The sequence below is a fragment of the Granulicella aggregans genome, assembly GCF_014203275.1.
Lineage (GTDB): Bacteria > Acidobacteriota > Terriglobia > Terriglobales > Acidobacteriaceae > Edaphobacter.
Genome location: NZ_JACHIP010000010.1, coordinates 23942 through 47649 on the forward strand (window position 1 = coordinate 23942; position 23708 = coordinate 47649).

General features: G+C 55.5%; 19 protein-coding genes and 2 pseudogenes. 13 read left to right on the forward strand and 8 right to left on the reverse strand.

Translation table 11 applies throughout. The features are described 5' to 3' along the window. Window positions 1–31: 31 nt before the first annotated feature. Together HDF16_RS23680 and HDF16_RS23685 are read right to left on the reverse strand one after the other, a co-directional pair. The gene (locus HDF16_RS23680) at window positions 32–2569 is read right to left on the reverse strand and encodes an alpha-galactosidase D (protein WP_281383557.1); all 2538 of its coding nucleotides are present in this window, start codon (window positions 2567–2569) and stop codon (window positions 32–34) included. Window positions 2570–2964: 395 nt separating this feature from the next. Beyond that, on the reverse strand, window positions 2965–3477 hold the full coding sequence (locus tag HDF16_RS23685) for an IS110 family transposase (protein ID WP_184222304.1): 513 nt from the start codon (window positions 3475–3477) through the stop codon (window positions 2965–2967). A 391-nt stretch (window positions 3478–3868) separates the two neighbouring features. On the opposite strand from HDF16_RS23685, the gene HDF16_RS23690 reads away from it, so the two are divergent. Then, window positions 3869–4900, forward strand: coding sequence for a sensor domain-containing diguanylate cyclase (locus HDF16_RS23690; protein ID WP_184222306.1), 1032 nt, complete (start codon window positions 3869–3871; stop codon window positions 4898–4900). 325 nt (window positions 4901–5225) lie between these two features. Beyond that, window positions 5226–5888, forward strand: a pseudogene (locus HDF16_RS23695) (IS5 family transposase); the annotation flags it as partial. Between the two features lie 374 nt (window positions 5889–6262). On the opposite strand, the gene HDF16_RS23700 reads toward HDF16_RS23695, so the two are convergent. After that, the gene (locus HDF16_RS23700) at window positions 6263–6430 is read right to left on the reverse strand and encodes a hypothetical protein (RefSeq protein WP_184222308.1); all 168 of its coding nucleotides are present in this window, start codon (window positions 6428–6430) and stop codon (window positions 6263–6265) included. Between the two features lie 69 nt (window positions 6431–6499). Continuing rightward, window positions 6500–7345 carry a response regulator gene (locus HDF16_RS23705; protein ID WP_184222310.1) on the reverse strand — a complete coding sequence of 282 codons (846 nt, stop codon included), beginning with the start codon at window positions 7343–7345 and terminating at the stop codon, window positions 6500–6502. Window positions 7346–7402: 57 nt separating this feature from the next. On the opposite strand from HDF16_RS23705, the gene HDF16_RS23710 reads away from it, so the two are divergent. Then, complete coding sequence (locus tag HDF16_RS23710; RefSeq protein ID WP_184222311.1) at window positions 7403–7690, forward strand: hypothetical protein; 288 nt, start codon at window positions 7403–7405, stop codon at window positions 7688–7690. A 362-nt stretch (window positions 7691–8052) separates the two neighbouring features. Here the strand turns inward: HDF16_RS23710 and HDF16_RS23715 are convergent, their stop codons facing one another. From HDF16_RS23715 to HDF16_RS23725, 3 genes are all read right to left on the reverse strand, one after another. Beyond that, window positions 8053–8199, reverse strand: coding sequence for a hypothetical protein (locus tag HDF16_RS23715; protein WP_221313060.1), 147 nt, complete (start codon window positions 8197–8199; stop codon window positions 8053–8055). A gap of 105 nt (window positions 8200–8304) precedes the next feature. Next, a complete protein-coding gene (gene xth, locus HDF16_RS23720; protein ID WP_221313063.1) occupies window positions 8305–9117 on the reverse strand; it encodes an exodeoxyribonuclease III in 813 nt (270 codons plus the stop codon). Further along, entirely contained in the window at window positions 9114–9395 is a 282-nt protein-coding gene (locus HDF16_RS23725) for a hypothetical protein (protein WP_184222312.1), read from the reverse strand. The genes xth and HDF16_RS23725 overlap by 4 nt, the downstream gene beginning before the upstream one ends. Before the next feature lie 237 nt (window positions 9396–9632). Between HDF16_RS23725 and HDF16_RS23730 the strand changes: the two genes are divergently transcribed. The 7 genes and pseudogenes from HDF16_RS23730 to HDF16_RS23760 all read left to right on the forward strand — a co-directional run bounded on the left by HDF16_RS23730 (window position 9633) and on the right by HDF16_RS23760 (window position 17891). Then, window positions 9633–10709, forward strand: coding sequence for a DNA recombination/repair protein RecA (locus HDF16_RS23730; protein ID WP_221313066.1), 1077 nt, complete (start codon window positions 9633–9635; stop codon window positions 10707–10709). Between the two features lie 2 nt (window positions 10710–10711). Beyond that, window positions 10712–12220 (forward strand): DNA polymerase Y family protein, encoded by a 1509-nt coding sequence (locus tag HDF16_RS23735; protein ID WP_184222316.1) that lies wholly within the window; start codon window positions 10712–10714, stop codon window positions 12218–12220. Further along, window positions 12213–15422 (forward strand): error-prone DNA polymerase, encoded by a 3210-nt coding sequence (locus tag HDF16_RS23740; protein WP_184222404.1) that lies wholly within the window; start codon window positions 12213–12215, stop codon window positions 15420–15422. Before HDF16_RS23735 ends, HDF16_RS23740 begins: the two co-directional genes overlap by 8 nt. A gap of 542 nt (window positions 15423–15964) precedes the next feature. After that, window positions 15965–16348: a hypothetical protein gene (locus tag HDF16_RS23745; protein ID WP_184222318.1), complete on the forward strand. Its 384-nt coding sequence runs from the start codon at window positions 15965–15967 to the stop codon at window positions 16346–16348. Next, entirely contained in the window at window positions 16345–16584 is a 240-nt protein-coding gene (locus tag HDF16_RS23750) for a DUF4113 domain-containing protein (protein WP_184222320.1), read from the forward strand. The genes HDF16_RS23745 and HDF16_RS23750 overlap by 4 nt, the downstream gene beginning before the upstream one ends. A gap of 225 nt (window positions 16585–16809) precedes the next feature. Continuing rightward, window positions 16810–17186: pseudogene (locus HDF16_RS23755) on the forward strand (response regulator). 105 nt (window positions 17187–17291) lie between these two features. After that, window positions 17292–17891, forward strand: coding sequence for a ferritin-like domain-containing protein (locus tag HDF16_RS23760; protein ID WP_184222321.1), 600 nt, complete (start codon window positions 17292–17294; stop codon window positions 17889–17891). 72 nt (window positions 17892–17963) lie between these two features. On the opposite strand, the gene treZ is transcribed toward HDF16_RS23760, so the two are convergent. Next, on the reverse strand, window positions 17964–19811 hold the full coding sequence (gene treZ / locus HDF16_RS23765) for a malto-oligosyltrehalose trehalohydrolase (protein ID WP_348641415.1): 1848 nt from the start codon (window positions 19809–19811) through the stop codon (window positions 17964–17966). A 221-nt stretch (window positions 19812–20032) separates the two neighbouring features. Here treZ and glgX point away from each other — a divergent pair, with 221 nt between their 5' ends. From glgX to HDF16_RS23780, 3 genes are all read left to right on the forward strand, one after another. Continuing rightward, complete coding sequence (glgX, locus tag HDF16_RS23770) at window positions 20033–22168, forward strand: glycogen debranching protein GlgX (protein WP_184222323.1); 2136 nt, start codon at window positions 20033–20035, stop codon at window positions 22166–22168. A 17-nt stretch (window positions 22169–22185) separates the two neighbouring features. After that, the gene (locus HDF16_RS23775; protein WP_184222325.1) at window positions 22186–22701 is read left to right on the forward strand and encodes a nucleoside deaminase; all 516 of its coding nucleotides are present in this window, start codon (window positions 22186–22188) and stop codon (window positions 22699–22701) included. Between the two features lie 125 nt (window positions 22702–22826). Further along, window positions 22827–23609: a BON domain-containing protein gene (locus HDF16_RS23780; RefSeq protein ID WP_184222327.1), complete on the forward strand. Its 783-nt coding sequence runs from the start codon at window positions 22827–22829 to the stop codon at window positions 23607–23609. Window positions 23610–23708 lie beyond the last annotated feature (99 nt).

Here is a 23708-nt window from a genome sequence, read left to right on the forward strand (position 1 = left end):
CTGCCTCTTTGACGGTTGAGTTGGCCCATATTCATTTTGCCGAAACAGGCCCGATAGCGTTTCCCACGACCGCGCCCTTATCGGACGAGAACACGATCATTGCGTTGAAACGAGCATCTGAAGAGCAGTCCGAGAAGTCGAGCGGAACGGACACAGAACGATGCTCGTGCCGAGGTATATCTCCGACGTTTAGCGGCAAGTTTTCAATGACTTTCGGCTGGCAAGCCTCCTGGCCGCTCGCCTGGGTGAGTGACAGAAGGTTGATTTGAGCCCCGTGCGCTATCTCTTCCCCGGTATTCACGATATCCAGCTTCCAAACTCGCTTACTACCCTCTCCATAGGTCGATACGAGCGAAGTTGTGAGCGAAGTTGGCCCCAGTGGCGACTCTAGAGCTATGCGGTCAAGTGCCGGAGCCTCTGCGTCACGGCTCCCAAATTGGATTTTGTTCTTGCCGCCCTTGAGGACAACCGGAATCACGGTGCTGGTAGGCAGACTCGAAGTAGACCCGGTGAGGTTCAACACTATCTCTTTTCCGTCATTGATCTGCATGAACAAAGAGTGTTGGCCGGTGGTGATGTAATCCACTTCCAGCTCGTACGATCCTGCGCCGGCTGCGGAGACATCCGTAAAAGTCACGGTATTGTCTGCGCTCTGATCGAGGCTAGCGACCTTCGAGCCACCTGAGCAGTATTGGCAAAGGGTTGTGTATTCTGTACCGCCCAGTTCAGCGGTCTCAGCTTCATACGCTTTAATACTTGGCGGGAGAGCGAAACCCTGCCCGATGACGGAAATTCGATCGAGATCCGGTGCAGCGTTGAAAGGATTGCCAAACTGAATCCGGTTGTAACCGGCCTGGAGTTTGACCGGTACCGTTGTGCTGGATGGTTGGTTGAAACTTGAGCCCCCAAATTTCAAAGGCGTTAGGGGCTCACCGTTCACTTGGAAGAAAAGGTCCCTTGGACCGCTTGTAGCGGGAGCGATCTCCATGCGATAGGTGCCGGGCTGATCGACGTAGACGTTGTTGAAAGTCAGCGTATTGTTAGCATCCAGTCCAAGCCTCATTGCCTTGTTAGCACCTGAGCACGATTGACAGGTCGAGAAGACTGTACGGCCATTAGAGACAGCTGCTTCCGCCTCGTAGCTTTGGGCCAACTCGCGCTCGACTTGGCCCTTCGTTGTGACCTTCAAAAGCCGAACCCCATGACCCAGGACGTCAGCGGTGAACTTCTCAACCAGCGGGCCTAGATCCTTATGGGCCCACACGTCCCGCACACTCGGTGCCTGCTCAAATCCTAGATTGCTCCACTTTATGGTGACGGGAGCAGGAGAGGCGTTCAGGTTGAAGAGGGCAACATAGAAACCTCCGTCCCCCGCATCGCTAACCCACACCGGGGTCATCCCACCGGCCACTTGATTTGCCGGGTGTCCTGCTTGATCGACGGCGATAACTTCGTCGTTCGTGACGAGATCCATTCCGATGCTATCAATGGTTGTGAGATCGCCACCCAGATACATCGGGGCGTTTGCCATTGCCCACAATGTGATTGCCGATTGTTGCTCGGTTGACGTCAATCCACTTACGACTGAGTTCCCTACGACCAGCGGCCCAAGGTCATTCCAACCAGCCAGATAATTTGCATGGTTTTGCCAAGGGAGGAGGTCGTAGAATCGCTGAGATGTCAACGCCCAATTGGTGATCGAAGAGCAGGTTCCCTTGCATTCGATATCGGCACCAATTCGGCGAGCGTTCGAATATTGCTCCCAGGTGCCCACGTAATCCTGATCCAGCGACGATGACAACGTCAGCCACATAGGGTGACCGTTCTTCGCCGCGGCTTTACCCCAGGCCGCAACCTCAAGCCGGTTATCGAGAGAGACATTTGAGACCGAGGGGCCCACTGCATCGAGCCGGATGAAGTCCACGCCCCAGGATGCAAACAAAGCGACGATCGAATCAACGTACTCTTGAGAACCCGCTTTCGTGAAGTCGATTTTGTAGTTGCTCAGGGAGCCGTCAGAGCTTGAAGAAGCCGCGCTGTCTCCTGAAGTGTACGGAACAGCCAGTATGTCTTTGATGTGATAAGCCGTATCAAGAATTTGATAGTTGGTCTTTGCAGCTTCCTTCGGTACTCCCGGTGTCCAATAGATACCGGCCTTTTGTCCGTTCTGATGTATGTGAGAGATCAGTGAAGCAATGTCGGGAAACAACCCTGTGTTCGCGGTCGGGCGACCGTACCCATCGAAACTTGCCTGCCATCCGGCATCGATGTTGACATAGTTGTATCCATGCGACTGCAAGCCGGAAGACTCAAGCAAATCGGATTGGGCCGCTATGTTCGCTTGAGTCAAGAAGCCGCTCGACACCGTCTGCTGGCTGAAACTGCTCCACCCTAAGTACGGTTTCTCCGCGACGCCAACCGATTGAGCGCGAGCAAATGAAATGGATACGGCGAGCTGCAAAACCGCCAACGCGGAAAGAGATCCGAGTGTGCCGATTCTTTTAGATGTCTCTGTGACTACTGGCCTAACGCGGTATGGTCTTAGGAAATGCAAAATATCTTGACGCATCGTTGCCTCTAAATGCTTCTCTGAGTGGTGTTTTGAGCAACTTGCTACTTGTAGGAATTTACCAATACGCCGACATAGCCATGCTGAAGTTTATGTATACAAAGGTTGGGATTCGCTTTAAGAGTAAGGGCGAAGTTTAGACGTGCTCCTCTGTTGAGCGTAAGCGATCATTTCGACAGGGCTCTGCGATTTCGCAATATTTACAACCAAAGTGGGACCGTCCGAAGTCCCACTTGCTCTTCTTTCCCAATCCGGATATGGCCCATTTTGGGGTGAACCTAACATTGACACTGGTGGCGAATTCAGCGGACGAGGAATCAACCGTGGTGCGGGAGATGATTCTCTGCGTGCGATGAGCGTCTGTCCGCTGAAGATTCAACCATGTCCCTCAAACCTCAAGAAGACTTCCGTGTTCCGGAGGAAACGAGCTTAATGTTCGCGTCTTCAAGCACCTTCTGAACCCGGTTCCGTTCCCTCGAGTTCTCCCCGATGAGCTGCCTGCGACGACGCGTGAGGTCTCGTAGTTCACGAATCGCCAACGGAGGGATGAAGCTTGGCCGGATCATGCCGTGGCGAAGGAGATGAGCCAGCCAGCGGCTATCGTTTGGGTCGGTCTTGTGTCCGCGCCTGTTCTGCACGTCCGCAGCGTTCGCCAGGATCACACGGACGTGCGCCTCAAGCAGGTTGAAGACCGGCTTCCAGTAGCTGCCGGTGCTCTCCATCACGGCGTGAGTGCAGCCTTCGGCGACCAGCCATTCGGAAAGCCGTTGAAGCTCGCTCACAATCGTGCCGAACTTCTTGATCTGCGTGTGGGGTTCGTCTCTTGCGCCACCAGTCATAACGCAGACCACGACGAACTTCTTGCCAACATCGATGCCGGCGCATCGTTCAAGGATAGCTTCGATCATCTACTTCTCCAGGGCGGACAAGCAGCCGGCGGCGGCTTGGGCATATTGTTCTACGGGCTCAGAAGAGGCACCAGTCAGGTGTACGTGAGCCGCCGGCGGGTCAGATTATCATTCGGGGTCGAACCTCCAATAAGTCCGCGACCCTTTACCTGTTCGCCCCTGAAGTCTCCACCACCCCACGCCTAAGGTCAACGGAAACCCTTCTCATCCTCAGGTGCGGCCGCTTCGCGGCCATCGCTGATTATCATGCGCGAAACTCCGACGAAGGCTGTCGCAGAAACGGGCTTCTCTTCTTTGCTTTAGATTGAACGAATGGGTCCACTCTGTCGATAAATAAAAAGGCTCTTTACCATTTGAGACGAGGATGTTCCTTTGGCCCACGGAGTTTGACATGTCTGCGACGATGAACCCGCTCCTGGATGCCTTTCCGGCAGATTTGCTTCCCGACAATGAAGAGAAGCGGCTCCAGGTTCTGGATTCATATGGGATTCTCGACACGGATGATGAGCAAGCCTATGACGATCTGACACATCTCGCAACGGTGCTGTGCAATGCCCCGACGGCCCTCGTGACCCTCATCGACCGTGATCGGCAATGGGTCAAGTCCCGAGTCAATTGGGAACGACGGCAGGATCCGCGTGACGCCTCCTTTTGTGCACACGCGATCCTTCGTCCCGGCCAGATAATGGAAGTTCCAGATGCGACCGATGACTCGCGTTTTATGAACAACGAGCTCGTGACGGGCAAAACGGGAGTTCGTTTCTATGCGGGAGTCCCCCTCGTCACAAAGGAGGGAGCTGCGCTTGGGACCATATGCGTCCTCGATCGACGACCTCGCATGCTGACGCGCGTCCAAAGCCGCGCTCTCGAGTCATTGGCAAGACAAGTTGTAACGCAGCTTGAGCTGCGTCTTGGCCTCGCCGAATTAGAGAAAGAGAGTATGAGCGATCCTTTGACCGGTGTTTGGAACAGGAGAGCGCTTTTTAGACTTTTGCGCAACGAATGGGCTCGACATTCGCGTTCTGGACAACGCATTGCCATTCTCATGGTCGACATAGATCATTTCAAAAGTATCAATGACTCTTACGGACACCCTCGCGGCGATGCCGTTCTTCAGGAAGTCGCAAAGACGCTTTCGTCAAACCTCAGGCCGAGCGACAGCCTCTTTCGATATGGCGGGGAAGAATTCTGCTGCGTTCTGACCGATTGTGACTTGGAAGCCGCAAAGGTTGTCGCAGAACGTGCGCGTTGTGCTCTGGAGTCGTCCCTTCACGCAGGTATCGAGGTTACTGTAAGTATTGGCGCATCCACGGCTCTGCCGGCTGCTCACACATCGAGTAATTTACTTATGGCCCGCGCTGACGCAGCTCTGTATCTTGCTAAGCAGGCAGGTCGAAATCAGGTCGTTCTATCGGACGAATGATCTTATCCGGGCCGTTGATTAGAGACTTCCACACATTCACCATCGCCTTTCCAATCGGGTCAGTGCTTCTACATCTGAATTTATGGCTGCGTTCCAGGCAAGGTTGAGGCACCTACTCCTCCATTGCGAACTGTTTGATATCGGCCAACCTTGTACTCACTGAAACGGTGGTTTCAGAGAGTACAAGATGATCCCCGGAGAACTGAATCGCTCATCCTAGCGATGATAAGTTTCCATTAGAACGACTTGCGAGGAAAGGCCTAGGAGCTTGTTGAAATAGGTTCCACTCTTCGTCCGATAGTCGTTTGCTCTCGTCTATGGAGTTATGCGTGGAGACGAGCGGTTACAGGGTGGGATGTTCAGCTATGTGACGTTAGAGCAGCGTGTGCCTCAAGATCACCCGCTGCGTGAGATACGCCGTCTTACGGACGTGGTTCTGGGCTCCCTGAGCGCGGCGTTCGATGAGCTGTACTCGGCGTCGGGCCGTCCGTCGATCGCTCCTGAGTATGTGCTGCGGGCGCTGTTGCTGCAGGCGTCTTACTCAGTGCGCTCGGAGCGCCAACTCGTCGAGCAACTGGACTATAGCCTGTTGTTTCGCTGGTCCGTCGGCCTCGGCATGGATGACGCAATGTGGAACCACGCTGTGTTCTCGAAGAACCGTGACCGGTTGCTCACCAGCGAGGTGGCGCAGCAGTTCTTCGCCGAGGTCAACAAGCAGGCCAGGCGGTTCATGAGCGATGAGCACTTCACGGTCGACGGGACGCTGATCCAGGCGTGGGCGTCGCAGAAGAGCTTCTGTAAGAAGGACGGCTCGGATGACGATGGCGCGAAGTTCCACGGACAGAAGCGCTCGAATGAGACGCATGAGTCGACGACCGATCCCGATGCCAGGCTCTACAAGAAGAGCTATGGCAAAGAGTCGCATCTGGCCTATCTTGGCCATGCGCTGGTGGAGAACCGCAATGGCCTGATCGCCGCCGCTGTCGTTTTTCCTTTACCTCTAGAAAACGGGCTTTGCGGCTGAGTTTTATTCGCTTACCTGTAGAAATTCCTTAACCTATAGAACGGGTCTCGATGAGTAAAGGATCTGATTCTATGCGGCAATCGCAAAATACGGACTGCTAGACCTGCCATTTACACATGGAAACATTCCCGCAATCGTTCTACAGGTAAGGGCATTTTTCTAGAGGCTACGGAATATTTCTACACCTTTAGGAATCGCGCAAGTCTCCTGTCGTCAACAAAACCGTTCTACAGGTAAAGGAAAAACGACAGCCGTTCAGAGAACGGCGTCATGCTAGTCCGCTTTTGACGAAGAACCAGCAGTTTCCTTTTCAGGGAGTGGCTCACAAACGTTTTCTACTAATCCCACTTTGACGAGTTCAATTCAGCCTGCGCAACGTCTTGGCTCTGGGAGCGAATCCACAGAAGATCATCGAGCGCTACTTCCACCGTCGAGCCATCCGAAAGGTAGACGGAGAGGCTTGCTTCAGCTAGTTTATCCACCTGCACGATCCGCAATGTCGTCACTTCCGCCCCGCTTAAACTCTATGAACCGCTTGGGAACGTCAAAGTCGTTTGTGGCCGAATATCGGGTCGTTAGGCAGTGATCGGTATGGCGTCCATCTTTGACTGAGCCACATAGCTTGTCATCGCTTGGGCTAGTTGCGAATCGACTTCGTCGGCTATCTCCATGACACCCACCAAAACTAAGCTGAAGTTCACCCGGTTAAGGTTGTTCTGTAGGGTTTGGAAGATGCTGACCTGTAACATCCGCGACTCCTCGACCATCATAGCTGCGGTGTATCCCTGTACCCTTCGCGCCAGTCCGTGTTCGGCAGCAGACGCCGAAACCAATGCACGACTGCCTAGAGGTTGAGGATGCCTGAGCCGGAACACAAGATCGCGAAGGAGTTGGGGCAAATGTGCAGTACGCACAGGGTCGTCCAACCACACTGTAAGCACCTGGTCATCTCGACGCACACGAGAAAGCCAATCATCTATCGTGCTCTTTGATCCCTCTTCGAGAATCGTCGCTACGCTGGCGAGAACTCTTGGTGGGCTTTTCTCTTTCTCTAATTTTTCACGGATTAACCCCACCAAGTCTCCTATTGCACCGGGCTTCACGATGATATCGTCGGTCTGGGCCAAGATCGCTGCCACCGCTTCCTTCATCTCCGGGTAAGCGCTAAAGATGATCGTGACGGCCTTGGGATTGGAATGGCGCATGGCACTTACGACCGTCAAGCCATCTCCAGCCGAAGGCATGTGAAGATCGCTAACGAGGACATCGAAAGACTGACAGCCGATCAATTGAAGAGCATCATTGACGTTCGACGCGGATCTGACATCAAATCCTCCGCTTTCAAGAATCAGGGTCATTACTTCGCGGAGGTTGTCGTCGTCATCAACGACTAAGACTTTCGGTACAACGGTTTCGGTCATTGGCTGCCCTCTTGCTCAACTGGCGGGATGATTATGTCATGAACACGACGGAGAAATATGATCCTTTTTGAACTCTTGAAGATTGATGCGATCAGAGCTAATCAACTAAGCACTTATTCCGTTCAAAACCTATCTTGCGTCCTTGAGCGTAACGACTATGAGCCGTGGATCTCCGGAACTCTCGGCGAAGCCGAGTTTGAGATAGAAGGCCCGTGCGTCGTTCGAGGTGGGATGGACAACGATTCCTCGGATATCGATGGGTGTCAGCGGCTGTCGGGCGGCACTCAAATACCGGAAGATGATGATTACAAAAGGGGGAAATCCCGGGCTTTGAGTGCAGCGTGACAGCAAGTGTTCGTTGAGAGGCAACGATGCAATAGTGCCCAGAAGCTGCTCGACAAATAGGGGGGATCTAAGAGATCTTCCGTTCTCTTTCAAAGGCAAAGGGGTGATGGTGGGATCCAAGTGGAGAGGCGAGGATAGACATGTGTTTGCAGTCGGCGTGACGGACAATGACTGCAGCTCTTTGGCTCGTATGCCTTTGGCTCGTAACCCTACTTTGTGAAGCTGGGATAAGCCCCCCACTTGGGCCTCCTCCTTAGGGAAGGGGCCACTTTCTTTTTGGAGATCCCACCCGCCGAAATGGGTTCACCTTTTGTTAAGAACCTTGTCCGCTTTATTGTCCACTTTCTCCTTGTCAGCCGCGCTCAGTTTTCCCGCGTGTTCGGCCTGCGATGCGCGGGCTTTGGCGTTCCGGCGTGCGCGGCATCTGGCATCGGATACTTGCGTTCCTCCCGAGGACCGAAGTCGCTTTTCGGCTCAGCCTTCTTTTTCGATTTGGTAAGTTCTGCCATCCGTGACCTCCTAATTGACATCTGTCCAACTCAGATGCAATTTCCGCGGCGAGAGAGATTAATTCCACTTTTCCTTGCTCAACGGGATTGTCAACTCCCAAGCACTCACCGCAAGGTCAGCACAATTGGTGTGTGGTCTGAGGGTTTAGACAGCGCGCGTGGTCCTTTATCGATCTCACATGCTGCAACCCCTAATTGAAGCGATGGCGACACGAGGAAGTGGTCAATCCGGATTCCGCGATTGTTCTGGAAGGCTTGTCTGAAGTAGTCCCAAAAGGTGAACTGCCCGCCTTCTGAATGCAACGATCGGAAAGCGTCGGTGTATCCGAGGGTGAGCATCGCCCGGTAGAGTGCTCGCGGCTCGGGTTGGAAGAGGGCATCGTGGAGCCACGACGCCGGCTTATGACAGTCGATGTCTTCAGGAATGACATTGAAATCGCCGCCAATGACAGTAGGAACGCCGTCAGCCTTCCATTGGCTCATCTTCGTAATGAGCCGTTCCATCCACGCCAGCTTGTAGTCGAACTTTTCCGTGCCAATCGGATTGCCGTTGGGCAGGTAGATATCAACGATGCGGGCGCCAGAAATGATCACCTCAAGGTAACGGGCATGCGTGTCTGATTCGTCTCCTGAGAGCACGTTGCTGACATGCTCAATTGGCAGTCTTGAAAGGATAGCAACGCCGTTATATGCCTTCTGAGTCACTGCGACGCTTTCATATCCCAGACTCTTGAACACTTCAGAAGGGAACTCGGTTCCTTTGAGTTCCTGTAAGAGCAGGACATCCGGGCTTCGAGACTTCAGCCATGTCGTTACATGCTCCAAACGCGCTCTGATCGAATTGACGTTCCAGCTGGCGATTACGATGGTGGCCCCCTTTTCCTGAGTGGCGGTCGATGTTCCGAGAAGTGATCTCAACTATCTTGATTCAAGAGTTCCGTCACGATGGCCTCCCATTCGGCGCGCAGATCTCCTGTTCCTGCAGGGCGGCCGGCACGCCTGTACCAATAGCTGGCATTGCTCGTGTCACCTTCGGCCCTGTGCAGATACGCGTGGACCCAGGCTCCCTCGCGACTCTCTTCGGACTGGGCTATCTCATGTGCGTGCTCCCACTCTCCTCGCCCAGCCAGCCACAGGGCATGAACCGCGGGCTGATCGAATCGACCGTCGCTTGCTTCGAATTCTGCAACCGTCATACGCGCTCCTCTCACTTAACTGTTCCGTCCGTTTTGCGTCACCGAGGATCCTGCATTCGAAACTTCCTTTAGGATGCACGACTTGCCTCTGAAAGGCCATGCACCAAAAACGATGCACGTTGACTTTACACAGGGGGAGGGCGCTATTCTTAGGCGAGGAGAAGCGAACAAAAGGCGAAATGGTAGATGGGCTACACCTCATAAAGCGCGGTTCTGAAACGTGAGATAGAGGCCAAATTGGCTTCTCGCATTCCCGCCGCCTTGTCCCCCCAAGCGATCCAAGCCCCGCGACTAGTCACGTCTGGTGTGCCCGAAATCGACAACTTGCTGGGCGGAGGACTGCCGATCGGAGGGATCACTGAGCTTACCGGTCTCGCAAGCTCCGGCCGGACTTCACTGGCGCTCGCTTTACTACGAGGTGCCACTTCCGAGTCTGCCTGCGCCTACATCGACGTAGACGACACCATGGATCCAAAGAGCAGTGCTGCTGCTGGGGTCAATCATACGAATCTTCTGTGGGTCCGAGTAGCGAGTGTTCATCTACAAACAACATGTGAATCCTTCTCACGGGCTCCAGTCTCGCAAGTGCCACCCTTACAAGTGGGGCGGATGGTCGGCGGCCACTGCGGAAGCAATCATCCGCGAACCGAGACCAAAGGGCTCGATGCCGCCTTGGGCAGGATGCTGACGCAGAAATCAGAGGCCCGGCTTGAAAAGATGGAGGGTACTCCAGGCTACCCGAATCGAAAGCTCAGTCTCGCTGCGGCGCCAGAAGAGCACGTAGCGTATGAGCACTACAACGCACGCCATGCGGATGAATCGGATCCTCTTCGTCAAGCAGATCGACGCGCTGCGAGTGAGGCCCGTCAGCGGGCACAGGCTCCGGTCGTTATGGGTTTATCCGGCAAGAGGTCTGAGAAGCCCTGGAGCCGGGTGGATAAGGCGATTAGGGCTACCGATCAGGTCCTCCAATCTGGCGGCTTCCACGTTGTCGTCCTCGACCTTGCTTCGGTGCCGCCGGAGCAAGCGCTACGCATTCCCTCGGCTACTTGGTTTCGTTTCCGGCGGGCCGCTCAGGAGAGTGATGCGATCTTCCTCCTTCTGACGCAGGTGGCCTGCGCACGTTCGAGTGCTCTCTGCGTACTCGACTGTTCCGTAGGAGCAGCCAAGCTGTCGGGAAACTTGCTCAATGGCCTTTCACACACGGCTGAGGTAGCTCGCCAACGCCTGAGCAGTCCGTTTGCAAAGAAGGCCCCAGGTCGCGCAACAAGCTGGGAAGCGACGCCCGCGTGGATGCGGGCGGCAGGACGATAGCCATGGAATACGCGGCGATCTACATCCCGGAGTTTCCGACATTGGCATGGCTGCGTCTGGAGAAGAGTGCAAGAGGCCAGGCCGGAGCCGTCATTGAGGGAAAAGCTCCATTGGAGCGAGTCATCTCGTTCAACCAGGCAGCGAAGAGGCTGGGTCTGGCTCACGGCATGAGCAAGGTACAGGCGGACACGTCCGGGCAGGTCCTCTTTCATCTACGGTCCATCTCGGAGGAAAAGGCTGCTCTGGATGTCCTATTTGAAGCCGTCGAGCGTTTCTCTCCACGCGTGCAAATTATCGCTTCTCCCGTGAACGGCTATGCCAACGGAAATCAGCCTGCTGCTGTACTGTTGGTCGACCAGTCGGGAACCGAAACATTGTTCGGCGATGGAAGAAGCTACGCCGAAGGAATACGGAAAGCACTTCAGGAGCTTGAGTTCCCGGCGAATGTCGCCGTAGCTCCCAACGCTGAGGCAAGCCTCCTGTTGGCTCGGAGCTATAACGGTGTAACGCGAGTAGACGAGAAAGGAGTACAAGCGAAGCTCGCCTCATTGCCTTTGTCTATGCTCAGCGTAGAGCCTGCTACGCTCGCTCCCCTGAGAAGATGGGGTATTCGCAATCTTGGAGAGTTGGCCGCTCTTCCAGAAACCGCTTTGGTCAGTCGTATAGGTCAGCAGGGCAAGCGTCTTCAACGTCTCGCAGTCGGCCGTGAAGATCATCTGCTCGTGCCGCAAGATCCATCCTTCGTACTGTCGGAGCATGTAGAACTCGATGGTCCTCTTGAATCGCTCGAACCGCTGCTCTTCATCCTGTCGCCCATGCTTGAAACACTGCTGCGACAGGCGATCAATCACACTTACGCACTACGAAGCTTGACCATCACGCTGGACTTGGAGAAGGCAGCTCATCATCGGTTGGAGGTTCGCCCGGCCGTTCCGGTTCAAAGTAAGGATCTCCTGCTCAAGTTGCTCAACCTCAAACTACAGGCTGAGCCACCTCAGGCCGGAATTCTCGGGGTCACTCTCAATGCGGAGCCGGCGATCCCACAGGTTGCGCAGCGTGGCCTCTTCCAGGCCCAGTTTCCGGAGCCAGACAAGCTAGACCTCCTCGTTGCACGTCTGAAGGCAATCGTAGGCGAAGACAACGTCGGCTCGCCAGTCCTTTCGAACAGCTTCTGTGATGATGAGTTCGTTATGGCTCCGTTCCAGCCGACTGCGGGCCGCAGGAGACACACAGCAGCGATCGGATCCCGAGTTGCACTACGCCGTTTCCGCCCAGCACAACAGGCAAGGGTGGTCTATCGCGACGCCATTCCCTCGATCCTGTTCTGGAGAGGCGAACGGCTAGAGCTTGGGCCTGTGACTGGACCCTGGCAATCAAGCGGCTATTGGTGGGATGGACGACGGTGGGAAGCAGATGAATGGGACGCCGTGGTCTCGCAGCCTCCCCAGACACTCCGACTCCGGCACGAGCCCGAACGTGGCATTTGGTATGTGGCAGGTCAGTATGACTGATGGCTACGTCGAATTTCACGGCCGCTCCGCCTTCTCCTTCCTTGAGGGAGCCTCCATGCCGGAGGCGATGGTGGAGCAGGCAGCCAGCCTGGGCATGCCAGCTCTCGGAATCTTGGATAGGGATGGACTCTATGGAGCTCCGCGTCTTTACATGACCGCGAAGAAGCTTGGTCTTCGATCGCACATCGGAGCCGAGATCTCGACTGTGGAGTTCGGAAACCAAATGCTCCCCGAGAGCTGGCAGCCCCACACGATTCCTGAACGTCCGGTGAGGATCTCCGTTCTCTGTGAGTCGCAGACCGGCTACAAAAACCTTTCGCAGCTCATTACCGGCTACAAGCTCCAGCAAAAGAACAAGGGAGAAGGCATCGCGTCCTATCGAATGATCGAGGAGCGAGCGGAAGGCTTGGTCTGTCTCACCGGGGGTGATGAGGGTCCACTTGCCGCAGCCCTTACACGCGGCGGCATTGAGGAGGGACGTCGAACGTTGCAGTGCCTGGTCCGAACCTTTGGGCAGGCAAGCGTCTACGTGGAACTTCAGCGTCACCGTATCCGTGAAGAGGAGGCTCGCAATCAAGCCGCGATCGCGCTTGCCCGTGAGTTCCATCTTCCGCTGCTTGCGACGAACGGACCGAACATGGCGACGGCCTTCGAGCGCGAGGTGCTTGATCTCATGAGCTCAATTCGCCACGGCTGCACACTTGATGAAGCTGGCCTCTTACTCCAGCAGAACAGCAACCGTCAGATGCTTGGCGCAACTGGCATGACAGGCTTGTTCCGCGATCTGCCTTGTGCTGTCGCTGAAACAGTGGAACTATCGTCGCGGCTGCAGTTCGTCATGAAGGACATGGGGTACCAGTTTCCGCTCTATCCGATCCCTCAAGACGAGACCATGGACACCTTCCTTCACAAGCGCACGATGGAAGGTGTTGCCAACCGCTACGGCTGCAAGGGAAGTGCGAAGCTGCGGAAGAAGGCTGAAAGGCAGGTCGAACGAGAACTGTCACTCATAGCCAAGCTCGGACTCGCTGGTTATTTCCTGATCGTCTGGGACATCGTGGAGTTTTGCCGGAAGAACGGGATGCTGGTACAGGGAAGAGGCTCGGCCGCGAACTCGGCCGTCTGCTACTCGCTTGGCATCACTGCTGTCGACCCAGTGGGCATGGATCTATTATTCGAACGCTTCCTTTCAGAGGTGCGTGGCGAATGGCCGGACATCGATCTTGATCTACCGTCGGGCGAACATCGGGAGCGGACGATTCAGTACGTCTACCAACGCTACGGTCAGCTTGGTGCGGCCATGTGCGCGAACGTCATCACCTATCGCGGCAAGTCCGCAGCCGGCGAGACAGGCAAAGCACTTGGCTTCGACGTTGAGACGACGAAGCGCCTGACGCAGTTGGTCGGTTCGTGGGAGTGGAAGGGCCCGACCGACACGATGGAAGCGCAGTTCAAGAATGCCGGGTTCGATCTTCATCATCCTCGGATCGCCAAGTACCTCGAACTCTCGATTCGTATGCTCGACCTGCCGCGTCACCTCGGTCAGCACTCGGGCGGCATGATCATTGCACAGGGCCAGCTCGCATCGGTTGTCCCCATCGAGCCTGCCAGCATGGTGGGACGCAACGTCATCCAGTGGGACAAGGAAGATGTCAGCGACATGGGGCTGATCAAGGTCGACCTGCTCGGACTCGGCATGATGGCAGTCCTCAAGGACTGTGTGGAACTGATCCCTCGGTACTACGGCAAGAAGGTAGACATCGCGCAGATTCCGCACGACGACCCTCAGGTTTACGAGTCGCTGCGGAGGGCCGATACAGTCGGCCTCTTTCAAGTTGAGTCCAGGGCTCAGATGGCATCTCTGCCGCGCAACAACCCTGACAAGTTCTACGACCTCGTCGTTCAGGTAGCAATCATCCGTCCGGGACCGATCGTTGGCAAGATGATGAATCCCTATATGGAACGTCGTCAAGGGAGACAGGAGGTCCGCTACCCCCATCCGCTGCTTGAGCCTGTGCTTCACCGGACCCTTGGGGTTCCGCTCTTCCAAGAGCAGCTCCTGCGCACTGCCATGACCATCGCGAACTTCACGGGTGGGGAAGCTGAGGAGCTGCGCCGCGCGTTGGGGAGCAGACGTTCGGCAGACAAGATGAAAGCTCTCGAGCTGAAGCTCAGGGCCGGCATGGACGCGAATGGTGTCGGAGCCGCAGCTCAGGAAGAGATCGTCCAGTCGATCAGTTCCTTCGCTCTGTATGGCTTTCCTGAATCTCACGCAGCCAGCTTTGCCTTGATCGCCTATGCCAGCGCGTGGCTCAAGTTTCATTTCCTCGGTGCATTCACCGCGGCCATTCTGAACAACCAACCAATGGGCTTTTACTCAGCGGCGGTGCTGGTCAAGGATGCCCAGCGGCATGGGCTCCGGATCAAACCCGTCGATATCCTCCGGTCCAGCTGGTCCTGCACGCTTGAGAAAGAAGACAACGGCAAGCTATCGCTACGGCTTGGTTTCCGCTACGTGCGCGGAATGCGGGAGGGGAGCGCTGTCGAACTTGAAGCTGCGCGTGAGATGCGGCCGTTCGCGTCAATTGAGGAACTCGCTCGGCGCGTTCCGTCCCTGACCCGCACGGATTTGACGACGCTGGCTGAAGTGGGTGCCTTGAATTCGATCGGAGAGGGGATTCATCGTCGAGAGGCACTCTGGCAGGTCGAACGAGCCGGCCGCAAGCCTGGGCCACTCCTTGAAGCGTTGGACCGTGACGAAGATGCGGAGTCGCCCCTCCGAGCCATGGAGCCGCACGAGAGGATGGTTGCCGACTACACTTCGACGGGCGTTACCGTCGGACGTCATCCGATGGCCCATTGCAGGCCTAAGCTTCGGGAGATGGAGATCATTCCGGCAAAGGACCTCCGTTTACTCCGTCACGGTGTTAAGGCGCGGATTGCAGGGTGTGTCATTGCCCGCCAGCGGCCAGGCACCGCTCACGGCTTCATATTCCTTTCGATCGAAGACGAGACAGGTATCTCGAATGCGATCATCGACCCGGATTTATACGAGAAAAACCGTTCCCTCGTGACCTATGCCAAGTTCTTGTTGATTGAAGGTGCGCTCCAGAACGTCGACAAGGTAATCCATATCCGTGCAAAACACATCGAGCAACTGGATGTGACTGCGGCTCCCATGCAGTCGCACGACTGGCACTGATGAGCGAGCACATGACATCGCCGCCCGAACGCGAGCCCCCGAAGGATTGGTGGCTGGAGAACGCCTGCCGGATCGCTGCGCACCGGCTCCGGAACTCGCCCTATTTGAGCGCCAACACCATACCGATCCGAGCTCAGCTAAAAGACAGCGTTGAATTTGTGCGCTTAGTGTGGGAAGCGATCGAGCAATCGTTACGGGAGGAAGACCCATGATCAAGTCGAGCCGAAACAACCGTCTCAAGGCGAGTTGGATCTGCCCCCACTGCAACGAAGAGATCCTGGTCAATCGCTTCCGCTTATCGGCTGATTGTCCTGGATGCATCGTCTGTCCGCGGACTGAATGCTCGAAGCCGTTCCCATGGAATCGGCAAAATCGTGGACGACTCTGGCCGGAGAAGGCATCCTACACTGTGTTGCGATGAGCCCCGAAAGCTGATCATCCGTGTAAACGGTTATCAGCTTATCCGTTTAAACTTATAAAAAATCGCGGAGACAACGGCCGCCGATCTCGCCGCACTCGATCCAGACAATGCGCGGGCGCTGATGACCGTGACGGGTCGCCGTACCGTCTATGAGCTTCGCGCTATCTCTTGTCTGCCTCTGGCAGTTGATGGAGCCGACAAGGAAGGGAATTGCCGTCACCCGCAGCTTCGGGGCCTGGTCACAACCTGGCGGGAGATGCGCGAGGCCATCGCAAGCTACGCCACACGAGCAGCAGATAAGATGCGGCGCTACAGGGTCGCCGCCGAAATCATCTTCGTCTTCATGCACACGAACAACTTCAACAATGCCCCGTTCTACTCCAATGGAGCCTCAGCCCGGTTCGCAGGGACGAACATCGACACCGGGGAAGTGGTCGCCCTGGCCGTGCGCCTGGGCGAAGGCTGTGGCGAGACGGCTTCCGCTACTCAAAGACAGGGATCATGATTACCGAGTTGCTGCCCGAAACCATCCGGCAACCGGCCCTCTGCGGCGATCTCGACCGAGAGAGAAGGGAACGGGCCTGGAAGGCGATGGACAAGCTCAACGCGACCCTCGGGCGCGACACCGTCCGTACTCTCGGTGCCGGTCCTAAGAATGCCGCCTGGAAGCTCAGGGCGGAGGATCGGTCGCCACGATGGACAACGCGATGGGATGAACTGCCGAGGGTTCGTTCAAACTGATAAAACGATATCCTGATATCCGTTTATGCGGATGAGGTTGTCCGTCCCAACAGGCGGCGGTGTAGCGTTCGTTCATTGAGACTAGAATCTGAGCGACCTCGAACTCGATGAACTTCAGGCAAAATACGAAAAGATCAAGGCCGGGTGCATGAGTAGAGGCTCGAAAACTGGCCCCAAACAGCCTTAGAATCCACCAATATACTTACGATTGATCCGAGGAGAACGATGAACGACCAGAAAGAGGTGAGGGTTTTCGTGGTCGACGATGAGACGGTGATTGCAACGACACTCACCGCGATTCTTAAACAGAGCGGGTTTGACGCGGTTGGCTTTACGAACCCTCTCAAAGCGCTGGCCGCCGCCGATGAGAAGAGTCCAGATCTCCTCATTTCGGATGTCGTATGCCTCAACTTTCCGGCATCGATCTTGCAATTCAGCTCAAAAAGAAAGCTCCCGCCTGCAAGGTTCTTCTCTTTTCCGGGCAAGCATCAACTGCCGACCTGCTTGCCTCCGCCCGCAAAGGAGGACTTGATTTCGCACTCCTCTCCAAGCCCGTCCACCCCACTGACCTCCTAAATGCCATTCGACCGCTGAAAAGCTAGCTCGGTCCGATTGACCGCTTTCCCGGGCGGTTCTTGCGAGAGACAACCCGTCGTTTGTGGTCAGCATATGATGAGAAGGCTTTACAACATCATGGAGATAGACCAATGGCATTGAAGACAGTTTTGATCGACGAATTGCGCGATATGTACAGCGCTGAAAACCAACTGGTGAAGGCTCTCCCAAAGCTTGCGAAGGGCTCGAAGAACCCGAAGCTCAAGTCCATCTTCACCGCCCACCTCGCCGAGACCAAGGGCCAGGTCGAGCGTTTGAAAAAGGTGTTCGCTGAACTGGGTGAGAAGCCGACCGGCCAACACTGCAACGGCATGGAAGGCGTGATCGAAGAGGGCAAGGACGCCCTGGAGAGTGACGAAGAGGGCTCCTCTTTCGAAGCTGGGCTCATCGGAGCCGCGCTCCGCACCGAGCACTACGAGATCGCTGGTTATGAGGCCTGCATCTCGATGGCGACCGCTCTGGGATTGCCGAAGATCGTCAAACTCTTGAACTCGAACCTGAAAGAAGAACTGGCCGCAGCCAAGAAGATCACTGCCGCTGGCGCTCCGATCATGAAGCTGAGCGCGAAAGAGCCTGAGACTCCGAAGGAGCCGAAGTCTGGCAAAGAAAAGTATTCCGCCAAGAAGAGCAAAGGAGACGAGGCGAAAGCTGCACCCGATCTCGCCGCTGAACCTGAACCCGTTGCGGTATAGGCCCTCAGATCGTAGAGAGGCCCCGCTTCGGCGGGGCCTTTCGCTGTTTAGGTGTCCTCTTCAGCCGTTTTGCTACAGGGCATGGCGCTTCTCTGGTTCGAGAACAATGGACCACCGGACTGACCAAGGTCGATTCTTGGCCCCTAGATGATCCGGCCCTTCCTGCCATAATGTTTCTCCCACCGGTTCCGGGAAGCCTTCGGCGTGATCGCCAGAGAGGTTTGCCGCGAGTTGAAGTTGACCGCCTTTAAAGCTCCAAGTGACGAAGACCGCACCCCTACCTTTGACATCGTAATGCGCTGCATTTCCGCCAATAAGCGGCAGCACCGGAATAACAAATTTCTTTCTAACCGTGATGATCCGCTTGTACCAATTCAGCCAGTCGTTATGGATTCCATAATCTTTTTGTTCCCAATCGAGCTTTCCGAGAAGAAAGGTATCGAGGGCTTGCGGATCGGGAATACGATCACGTTGCGAAGGGTCCTGAAAGGCTGCGAAGTTCTTGAACTCATCCCGGCGGCCCTTACGAACAAGATCCCCAAGTTCTCCCTCAAAGTCACAAAAGAAGGGGAATGGCTTGGATGTGCACCACTCCTCACCCATGAACAGCATGGGGATTTGAGGCAGCAAAAGGTACGTTGCCGCAATCGCACGGACGGCACCCGATGACGCAATGTCACTGATCCGCTCTCCGAAAGCCCGGTTGCCGATCTGATCGTGGTTCTGCATAAAGGCGACGAAGGCTGTGGGTGGTAGATGAGCAGATGGCTCGCCTCTCGGTTCGCCGATTGATGGCATCGTCTCGCCCTGAAACGCAAAACCCTCCGCTAGCGCCTTTCCGAGTTTGTCATCGTCGTCTTTGTAGTCTCCGTAGTAGCCCTGCGCCTCGAGGGTCGCCGCCGTGTGCAGGACGTGGTGCATGTCGTCGTTCCATTGCGCAGTAAACGCGACGGGCTGGCTTGAGGAGTCTCGCGTAAGTCGGCGAGCCTGGTTCTTTTCATTCTCGAGGATCAGGTGAATTGGACGGCCCTCGATGGATGCCTTGACGCGTTCGGAGAGCTCCTCCAAGAGGTGCTTGGGGCCATCGTCCTTGATCTCGTGCACGGCATCGAGCCGTAAGCCATCAAGCCTAAAATCCTGTAGCCAATATAAGGCGTTCTGAATGACGAACTCGCGAACTGTCTCGCTGTCCTGGTCGTCATAATTGACGGCATCGCCCCATGGGGTCTTATGGTGCTTCGTGAAGATCTGTGGCGCATACAGCGGAAGGTAATTCCCATCTGGGCCAAAGTGGTTGTAGACCACATCCAGAATGACCATGAGTCCCCGTTTATGAGCCTCACAGACCAGAAGCTTGAAGTCCTCAGGGCGTCCGTAGCTGGACTCCGTTGCATAGAGCAGCACGCCGTCATATCCCCAATTGCGCTTGCCGGGAAAATCAGCGATCGGCATGATTTCGATACCGGTCACGCCGAGTTCCACCAGGTGATCCAGCTTGTTGATTGCGGCCAAGAAGGTGCCTTCGTCCGTGAAGGTTCCGAGATGAAGTTCGTACAAGATGGCCTCGTGCCACGGCCTCCCAGTCCACTCGGTATCGTCCCACTGGAATGAATGTGGATCGACGACTTCGCTCGGCCCCTTGACGTCAAAGGGCTGGTAGCGGGACACCGGGTCAGGAACCTGCGTTCCGTCGGGAAGTACAAACTGGTATCGACTGCCGACGGCTGCCTCAGGGACCGTCAAACAGTGCCAGCCGTCTTCTGTACGTTCCATAGGGCGTATAGAATCCTCACCCACCAGTTTCAAAGCGACTGTCTCTGCCGAGGGAGCCCAGAGGCTGAACGCTACACCGCCGCCTTCGGGCAGGTGAGGACCGAATTGCGCCGAGCCCTCAAGTGTCGAATGGCGTTCCATTGTCATTGATCTCACAGATCTCCTCAAGATTCTTTTGTCGCTCAAATGTGGCAGTCCCGTTACTGCTGCGGGAGAATATTTCTCTAGCGGGAGCGGAGGGCTTAACGAAAACGTTCATTTGGCCCCTGCAGATCCCTAGTCAATAGTCGCGTTTTTGCATCCAATGGTTGCCCGCAATAGAGATGTCCAAAGCTGCTGGTCAATGATCTCCGGTCATAGGGGGAAGTATGCAATTCGAGCTATTTGAAGGTAATTCTGCCCATCGTGGTGCGAATTGGGATGGGCAGGGCGTCAACTTCGCGTTGTTCTCAGCGAACGCAACGAAGGTGGAACTTTGCCTGTTCTCCGAAGACGGTGAGACAGAACTGGAACGGGTCGTCTTGCCGGAGCACACCAATGAGATTTGGCATGGCTACCTGAAGGGAATCGGTCCAGGCCAACGCTACGGATATCGCGTTCACGGACCCTACGAGCCGGAAAAGGGCCATCGTTTCAATCCGAACAAGCTGCTGCTCGATCCCTACGCCCACGCCCACATTGGCGAGGTAATATGGGACCCGGCCATCTTCGGTTACATCATGGAAAGCATGGACGATCTCACGTTCGATGAGCGTGATTCGGCTCCGTTTGTTCCCAAATGTATCGTCGTTGACCCGAACTTTGACTTCAGCGGGGAGCGGGGACGGCGCAATGTCCACTGGGACGAGACGATCTTTTACGAGACGCACGTCAAAGGCTTCACGAAGTTGAGACAGGACATTCCCGAGCATTTGCGCGGAACCTACGCCGGCCTCGCTGAAAGACCAGTCATTGACTACATCAAAACCTTGGGTGTGACTTCGGTTGAACTGCTGCCCATACACACCTTCGTCAACGACAGCAATCTTCTTGAGAAGGGGCTCGTCAACTACTGGGGCTACAACACGATCGGATTCTTTGCGCCCGATCCTCGATATGCTTCTAACCGGCCTGAAACTCTCAAAGAATTCAAGGAGATGGTCGCTCGCTATCACGAAGCCGGGCTCGAGATCATTCTGGATGTGGTCTACAACCATACGGCTGAAGGAAACGAGAAGGGGCCAACGATTTCGTTCAAGGGGATCGACAACGCCAGCTATTACCGTCTCCTGCCTGACCAACCTCGCTACTACGTCAACGAAACTGGCACGGGAAATACGGTGAACGTCAGCCATCCGCGGGTCCTCCAGATGGTCATGGATTCGCTAAGGTACTGGGTGGAGTCCACAAGTGTGGATGGGTTTCGTTTCGATCTGGGAACCATTCTCGCTCGCGAATCTGACGGGTTCAATACTGGAAGCGGATTCATGAAGGCATGTTCCCAGGACCCTCTCCTCTCTACGGTCAAACTCATCGCCGAACCTTGGGACTGCGGTCCCGGTGGCTATCAAGTGGGCGGATTTCCTCCCGGCTGGGCAGAGTGGAATGACACGTTTCGGGACACTGTAAGGGACTTTTGGCGAGACGAGGCACCGGTATCAGCACTCACGGAGCGACTCACCGCTTCAGGTTCCGTCTTCAATCGTTCAGGCAGAAAGCCTTGGGCGTCGGTCAATTTCATCGCGGCTCATGACGGGTTCACCACCAACGATCTAGTGACCTACAACGACAAACACAATGAGGCGAACGGCGAGGACAACAAGGATGGCGCTTCGGACAATCGTTCCTGGAACTGCGGGGCTGAGGGTCCGACGGACGATCCCGAGGTCAACGCTCTCCGCTCCCGGCAGATCAAGAATCTTCTCTCTACCCTATTGCTCTCTCAAGGCACCCCGATGCTCGTGGCCGGTGACGAATTCGGTCGCACTCAGCAGGGCAATAACAACGCCTACTGCCAGGACAACGAAATCTCTTGGTTGAACTGGGAGCTGCAGGAGAAGGGAAAGCATCTGCTTGAGTTCGTGCGTAAGCTCAACGAACTTCGCCACAAGTTTCCGATTCTTCGACGTGCGCGCTTCTACACAGGAGCTTACAACGAAGTGTTGGGCGTCAAGGATCTGACGTGGATCAATGCGAATGGACAAGAGATGTCCGCTGAGCACTGGGGCGACAACTCCATGAAGTGCTTCGGGATGTTGATGGATGGACGGGCCCAACGTACCGGAATCCAGAAGCCCGGAGATGACGCCACACTTCTGATCGTCATCAACGCCCATCATGATCTCGTAAAGTTCACCCTCCCTGAGTCTTTCGGAGGAGATGAATGGGCACTTCTTATAGACACGAACATCGAAGACAACAAAGCGGAGGGTAGCCACAAGACTGGCGACACCTATGGAGTGACTAGCCGCTCGCTGCTTCTCTTCGCTCTCAAGTCACAAAACGCTCAGACGGGGCGCTACTAGCCATGTGGGGGGAATGCTTGAAGGACGCTAAAGATCTGGAATTCATGGCTGCGGCTTTAGAGCAGGCGAGGGCAGGGCAGGAGACACCCGGCGGAGCTCAGGTCGGCTGTGTCTTGGTCGAGAACGGAGCAGTTGTCTGCTCCAGCTTCAACGAAGGCGATCTCCAATGCGATCCTACTGCTCATGCAGAAATGGTGGGCATACGGCGGCTTTGTAAGGAAAGGAAATCGACCAGCTTAAAAGGGATCACCGTCTACTGCACGCTGCAGCCCTGCGGCATGTGCACGATGGCGTGTCTTTGGGCGGGAGTAAGCCGAATCGTTTACGGAGCGGCGAGGAACGATGTCAATTCTGTCTACTTTGAGTCGAGGCATTTCGACACGGCTGATTTTATCCATCAAGCGTTCCGGGACGATCTGGATGTAAAAGGAGGGGTTTTGTCAAAGGAATGTACGAGCTTCTACTTGAAACCAGAGGACACGGCCCCTAATGATCCCGCCCATGATGTCACTTCTTCGCCGTCCCTCAGCTGACAGCCGAGGGATAGTTCTTAGGCAAATATCAGGGTGCATGACCCATTTGTCCTCCGCGCGAAACACAACTAAACTCCCAGTTCTGGGTCTGACTGGATAGAGGTAAAAGAGCCCAGGAGGGCAAAATGCTGACGAAGACAACGGGTTGGAAGGTATCAATAGCGGCGATTGCTTTCGCAATATCTGCTACACAGATTACTCCGCGCGCGTGGGCCGAAGGCACGCAGAGCGACAGCCGCATACAAGCTGAACTAACGAAATCTCTGAGCAACGCCAGGTTCAAAGACGTTCAAGCGAGCGTTCAAAACGGGGTGGTGTCCTTGGCCGGAACCGTCGACGTCTACGGTGTCAAGGAAGATGCAATAATGCGGGCTCATAAGATCAAAGCGGTCACCGCAGTAAAGGACGGCCTTCAGGTCGGCGGACCTGTGATTCCCGACGAAATTTTGCAGCAAAAGCTCCTTGGGAAGATTCAGTCGGACAGAATTGGCTACGGGACGACTGCCTTCAACGCCATTTCGCTGAATGTGGATCACGGAATTGTGACGCTGGGCGGAACTGCCTATGGTCCTGTGGACAAGAACTTCGCCCTTGGAGATGCCAGTTACACGGCGGGAGTGAAGGGAGTCGTAGACAACATTCAGGTTGATCCGGTCTCCATGTTTGATGACAGGATTCGAATAGCGACGGCCCGTTCAATCTATGGTTATCCCATGCTCAACAAGTACGCGATCGATCCGGCAAAGCCGATTCGCATCGTCGTTCAAAATGGGAACGTGACCCTGGTCGGCGTTGTCATTAATAAGGCTGACAAGGAGATTGCCGGTCTTCGTGCGAACAGCGTTCCCGGCGTGTTCAAGGTCACAAACGATCTGCAGGTCGCTAACGAACGAGTCCAGCAGGACTGAAGTTTTTCTTATACGTAGAATGCCTCCCGGCCCGAACAGGGTGGGGAGGCATTTTGTTTGAGTCAGACAAGCTGCCTCTTCTTTTCTGGCGGATGGCCC

What these genes read in the sequence shown, in the direction of transcription:
- HDF16_RS23740 (WP_184222404.1), top strand. Translation starts at nt 12,213, where the DNA reads ATGACTGATGGCTACGTCGAATTTCACGGCCGCTCCGCCTTCTCCTTC.
- HDF16_RS23725 (WP_184222312.1), bottom strand. Translation starts at nt 9,395, where the DNA reads ATGACGGTTGCAGAATTCGAAGCAAGCGACGGTCGATTCGATCAGCCC.
- glgX (WP_184222323.1), top strand. Translation starts at nt 20,033, where the DNA reads ATGCAATTCGAGCTATTTGAAGGTAATTCTGCCCATCGTGGTGCGAAT.
- HDF16_RS23710 (WP_184222311.1), top strand. Translation starts at nt 7,403, where the DNA reads ATGATCCTTTTTGAACTCTTGAAGATTGATGCGATCAGAGCTAATCAA.
- HDF16_RS23705 (WP_184222310.1), bottom strand. Translation starts at nt 7,345, where the DNA reads ATGACCGAAACCGTTGTACCGAAAGTCTTAGTCGTTGATGACGACGAC.
- HDF16_RS23735 (WP_184222316.1), top strand. Translation starts at nt 10,712, where the DNA reads ATGGAATACGCGGCGATCTACATCCCGGAGTTTCCGACATTGGCATGG.
- HDF16_RS23685 (WP_184222304.1), bottom strand. Translation starts at nt 3,477, where the DNA reads ATGATCGAAGCTATCCTTGAACGATGCGCCGGCATCGATGTTGGCAAG.
- HDF16_RS23760 (WP_184222321.1), top strand. Translation starts at nt 17,292, where the DNA reads ATGGCATTGAAGACAGTTTTGATCGACGAATTGCGCGATATGTACAGC.
- HDF16_RS23690 (WP_184222306.1), top strand. Translation starts at nt 3,869, where the DNA reads ATGTCTGCGACGATGAACCCGCTCCTGGATGCCTTTCCGGCAGATTTG.
- HDF16_RS23715 (WP_221313060.1), bottom strand. Translation starts at nt 8,199, where the DNA reads ATGGCAGAACTTACCAAATCGAAAAAGAAGGCTGAGCCGAAAAGCGAC.
- HDF16_RS23780 (WP_184222327.1), top strand. Translation starts at nt 22,827, where the DNA reads ATGCTGACGAAGACAACGGGTTGGAAGGTATCAATAGCGGCGATTGCT.
- HDF16_RS23745 (WP_184222318.1), top strand. Translation starts at nt 15,965, where the DNA reads ATGACCGTGACGGGTCGCCGTACCGTCTATGAGCTTCGCGCTATCTCT.
- HDF16_RS23680 (WP_281383557.1), bottom strand. Translation starts at nt 2,569, where the DNA reads ATGCGTCAAGATATTTTGCATTTCCTAAGACCATACCGCGTTAGGCCA.
- treZ (WP_348641415.1), bottom strand. Translation starts at nt 19,811, where the DNA reads ATGACAATGGAACGCCATTCGACACTTGAGGGCTCGGCGCAATTCGGT.
- HDF16_RS23750 (WP_184222320.1), top strand. Translation starts at nt 16,345, where the DNA reads ATGATTACCGAGTTGCTGCCCGAAACCATCCGGCAACCGGCCCTCTGC.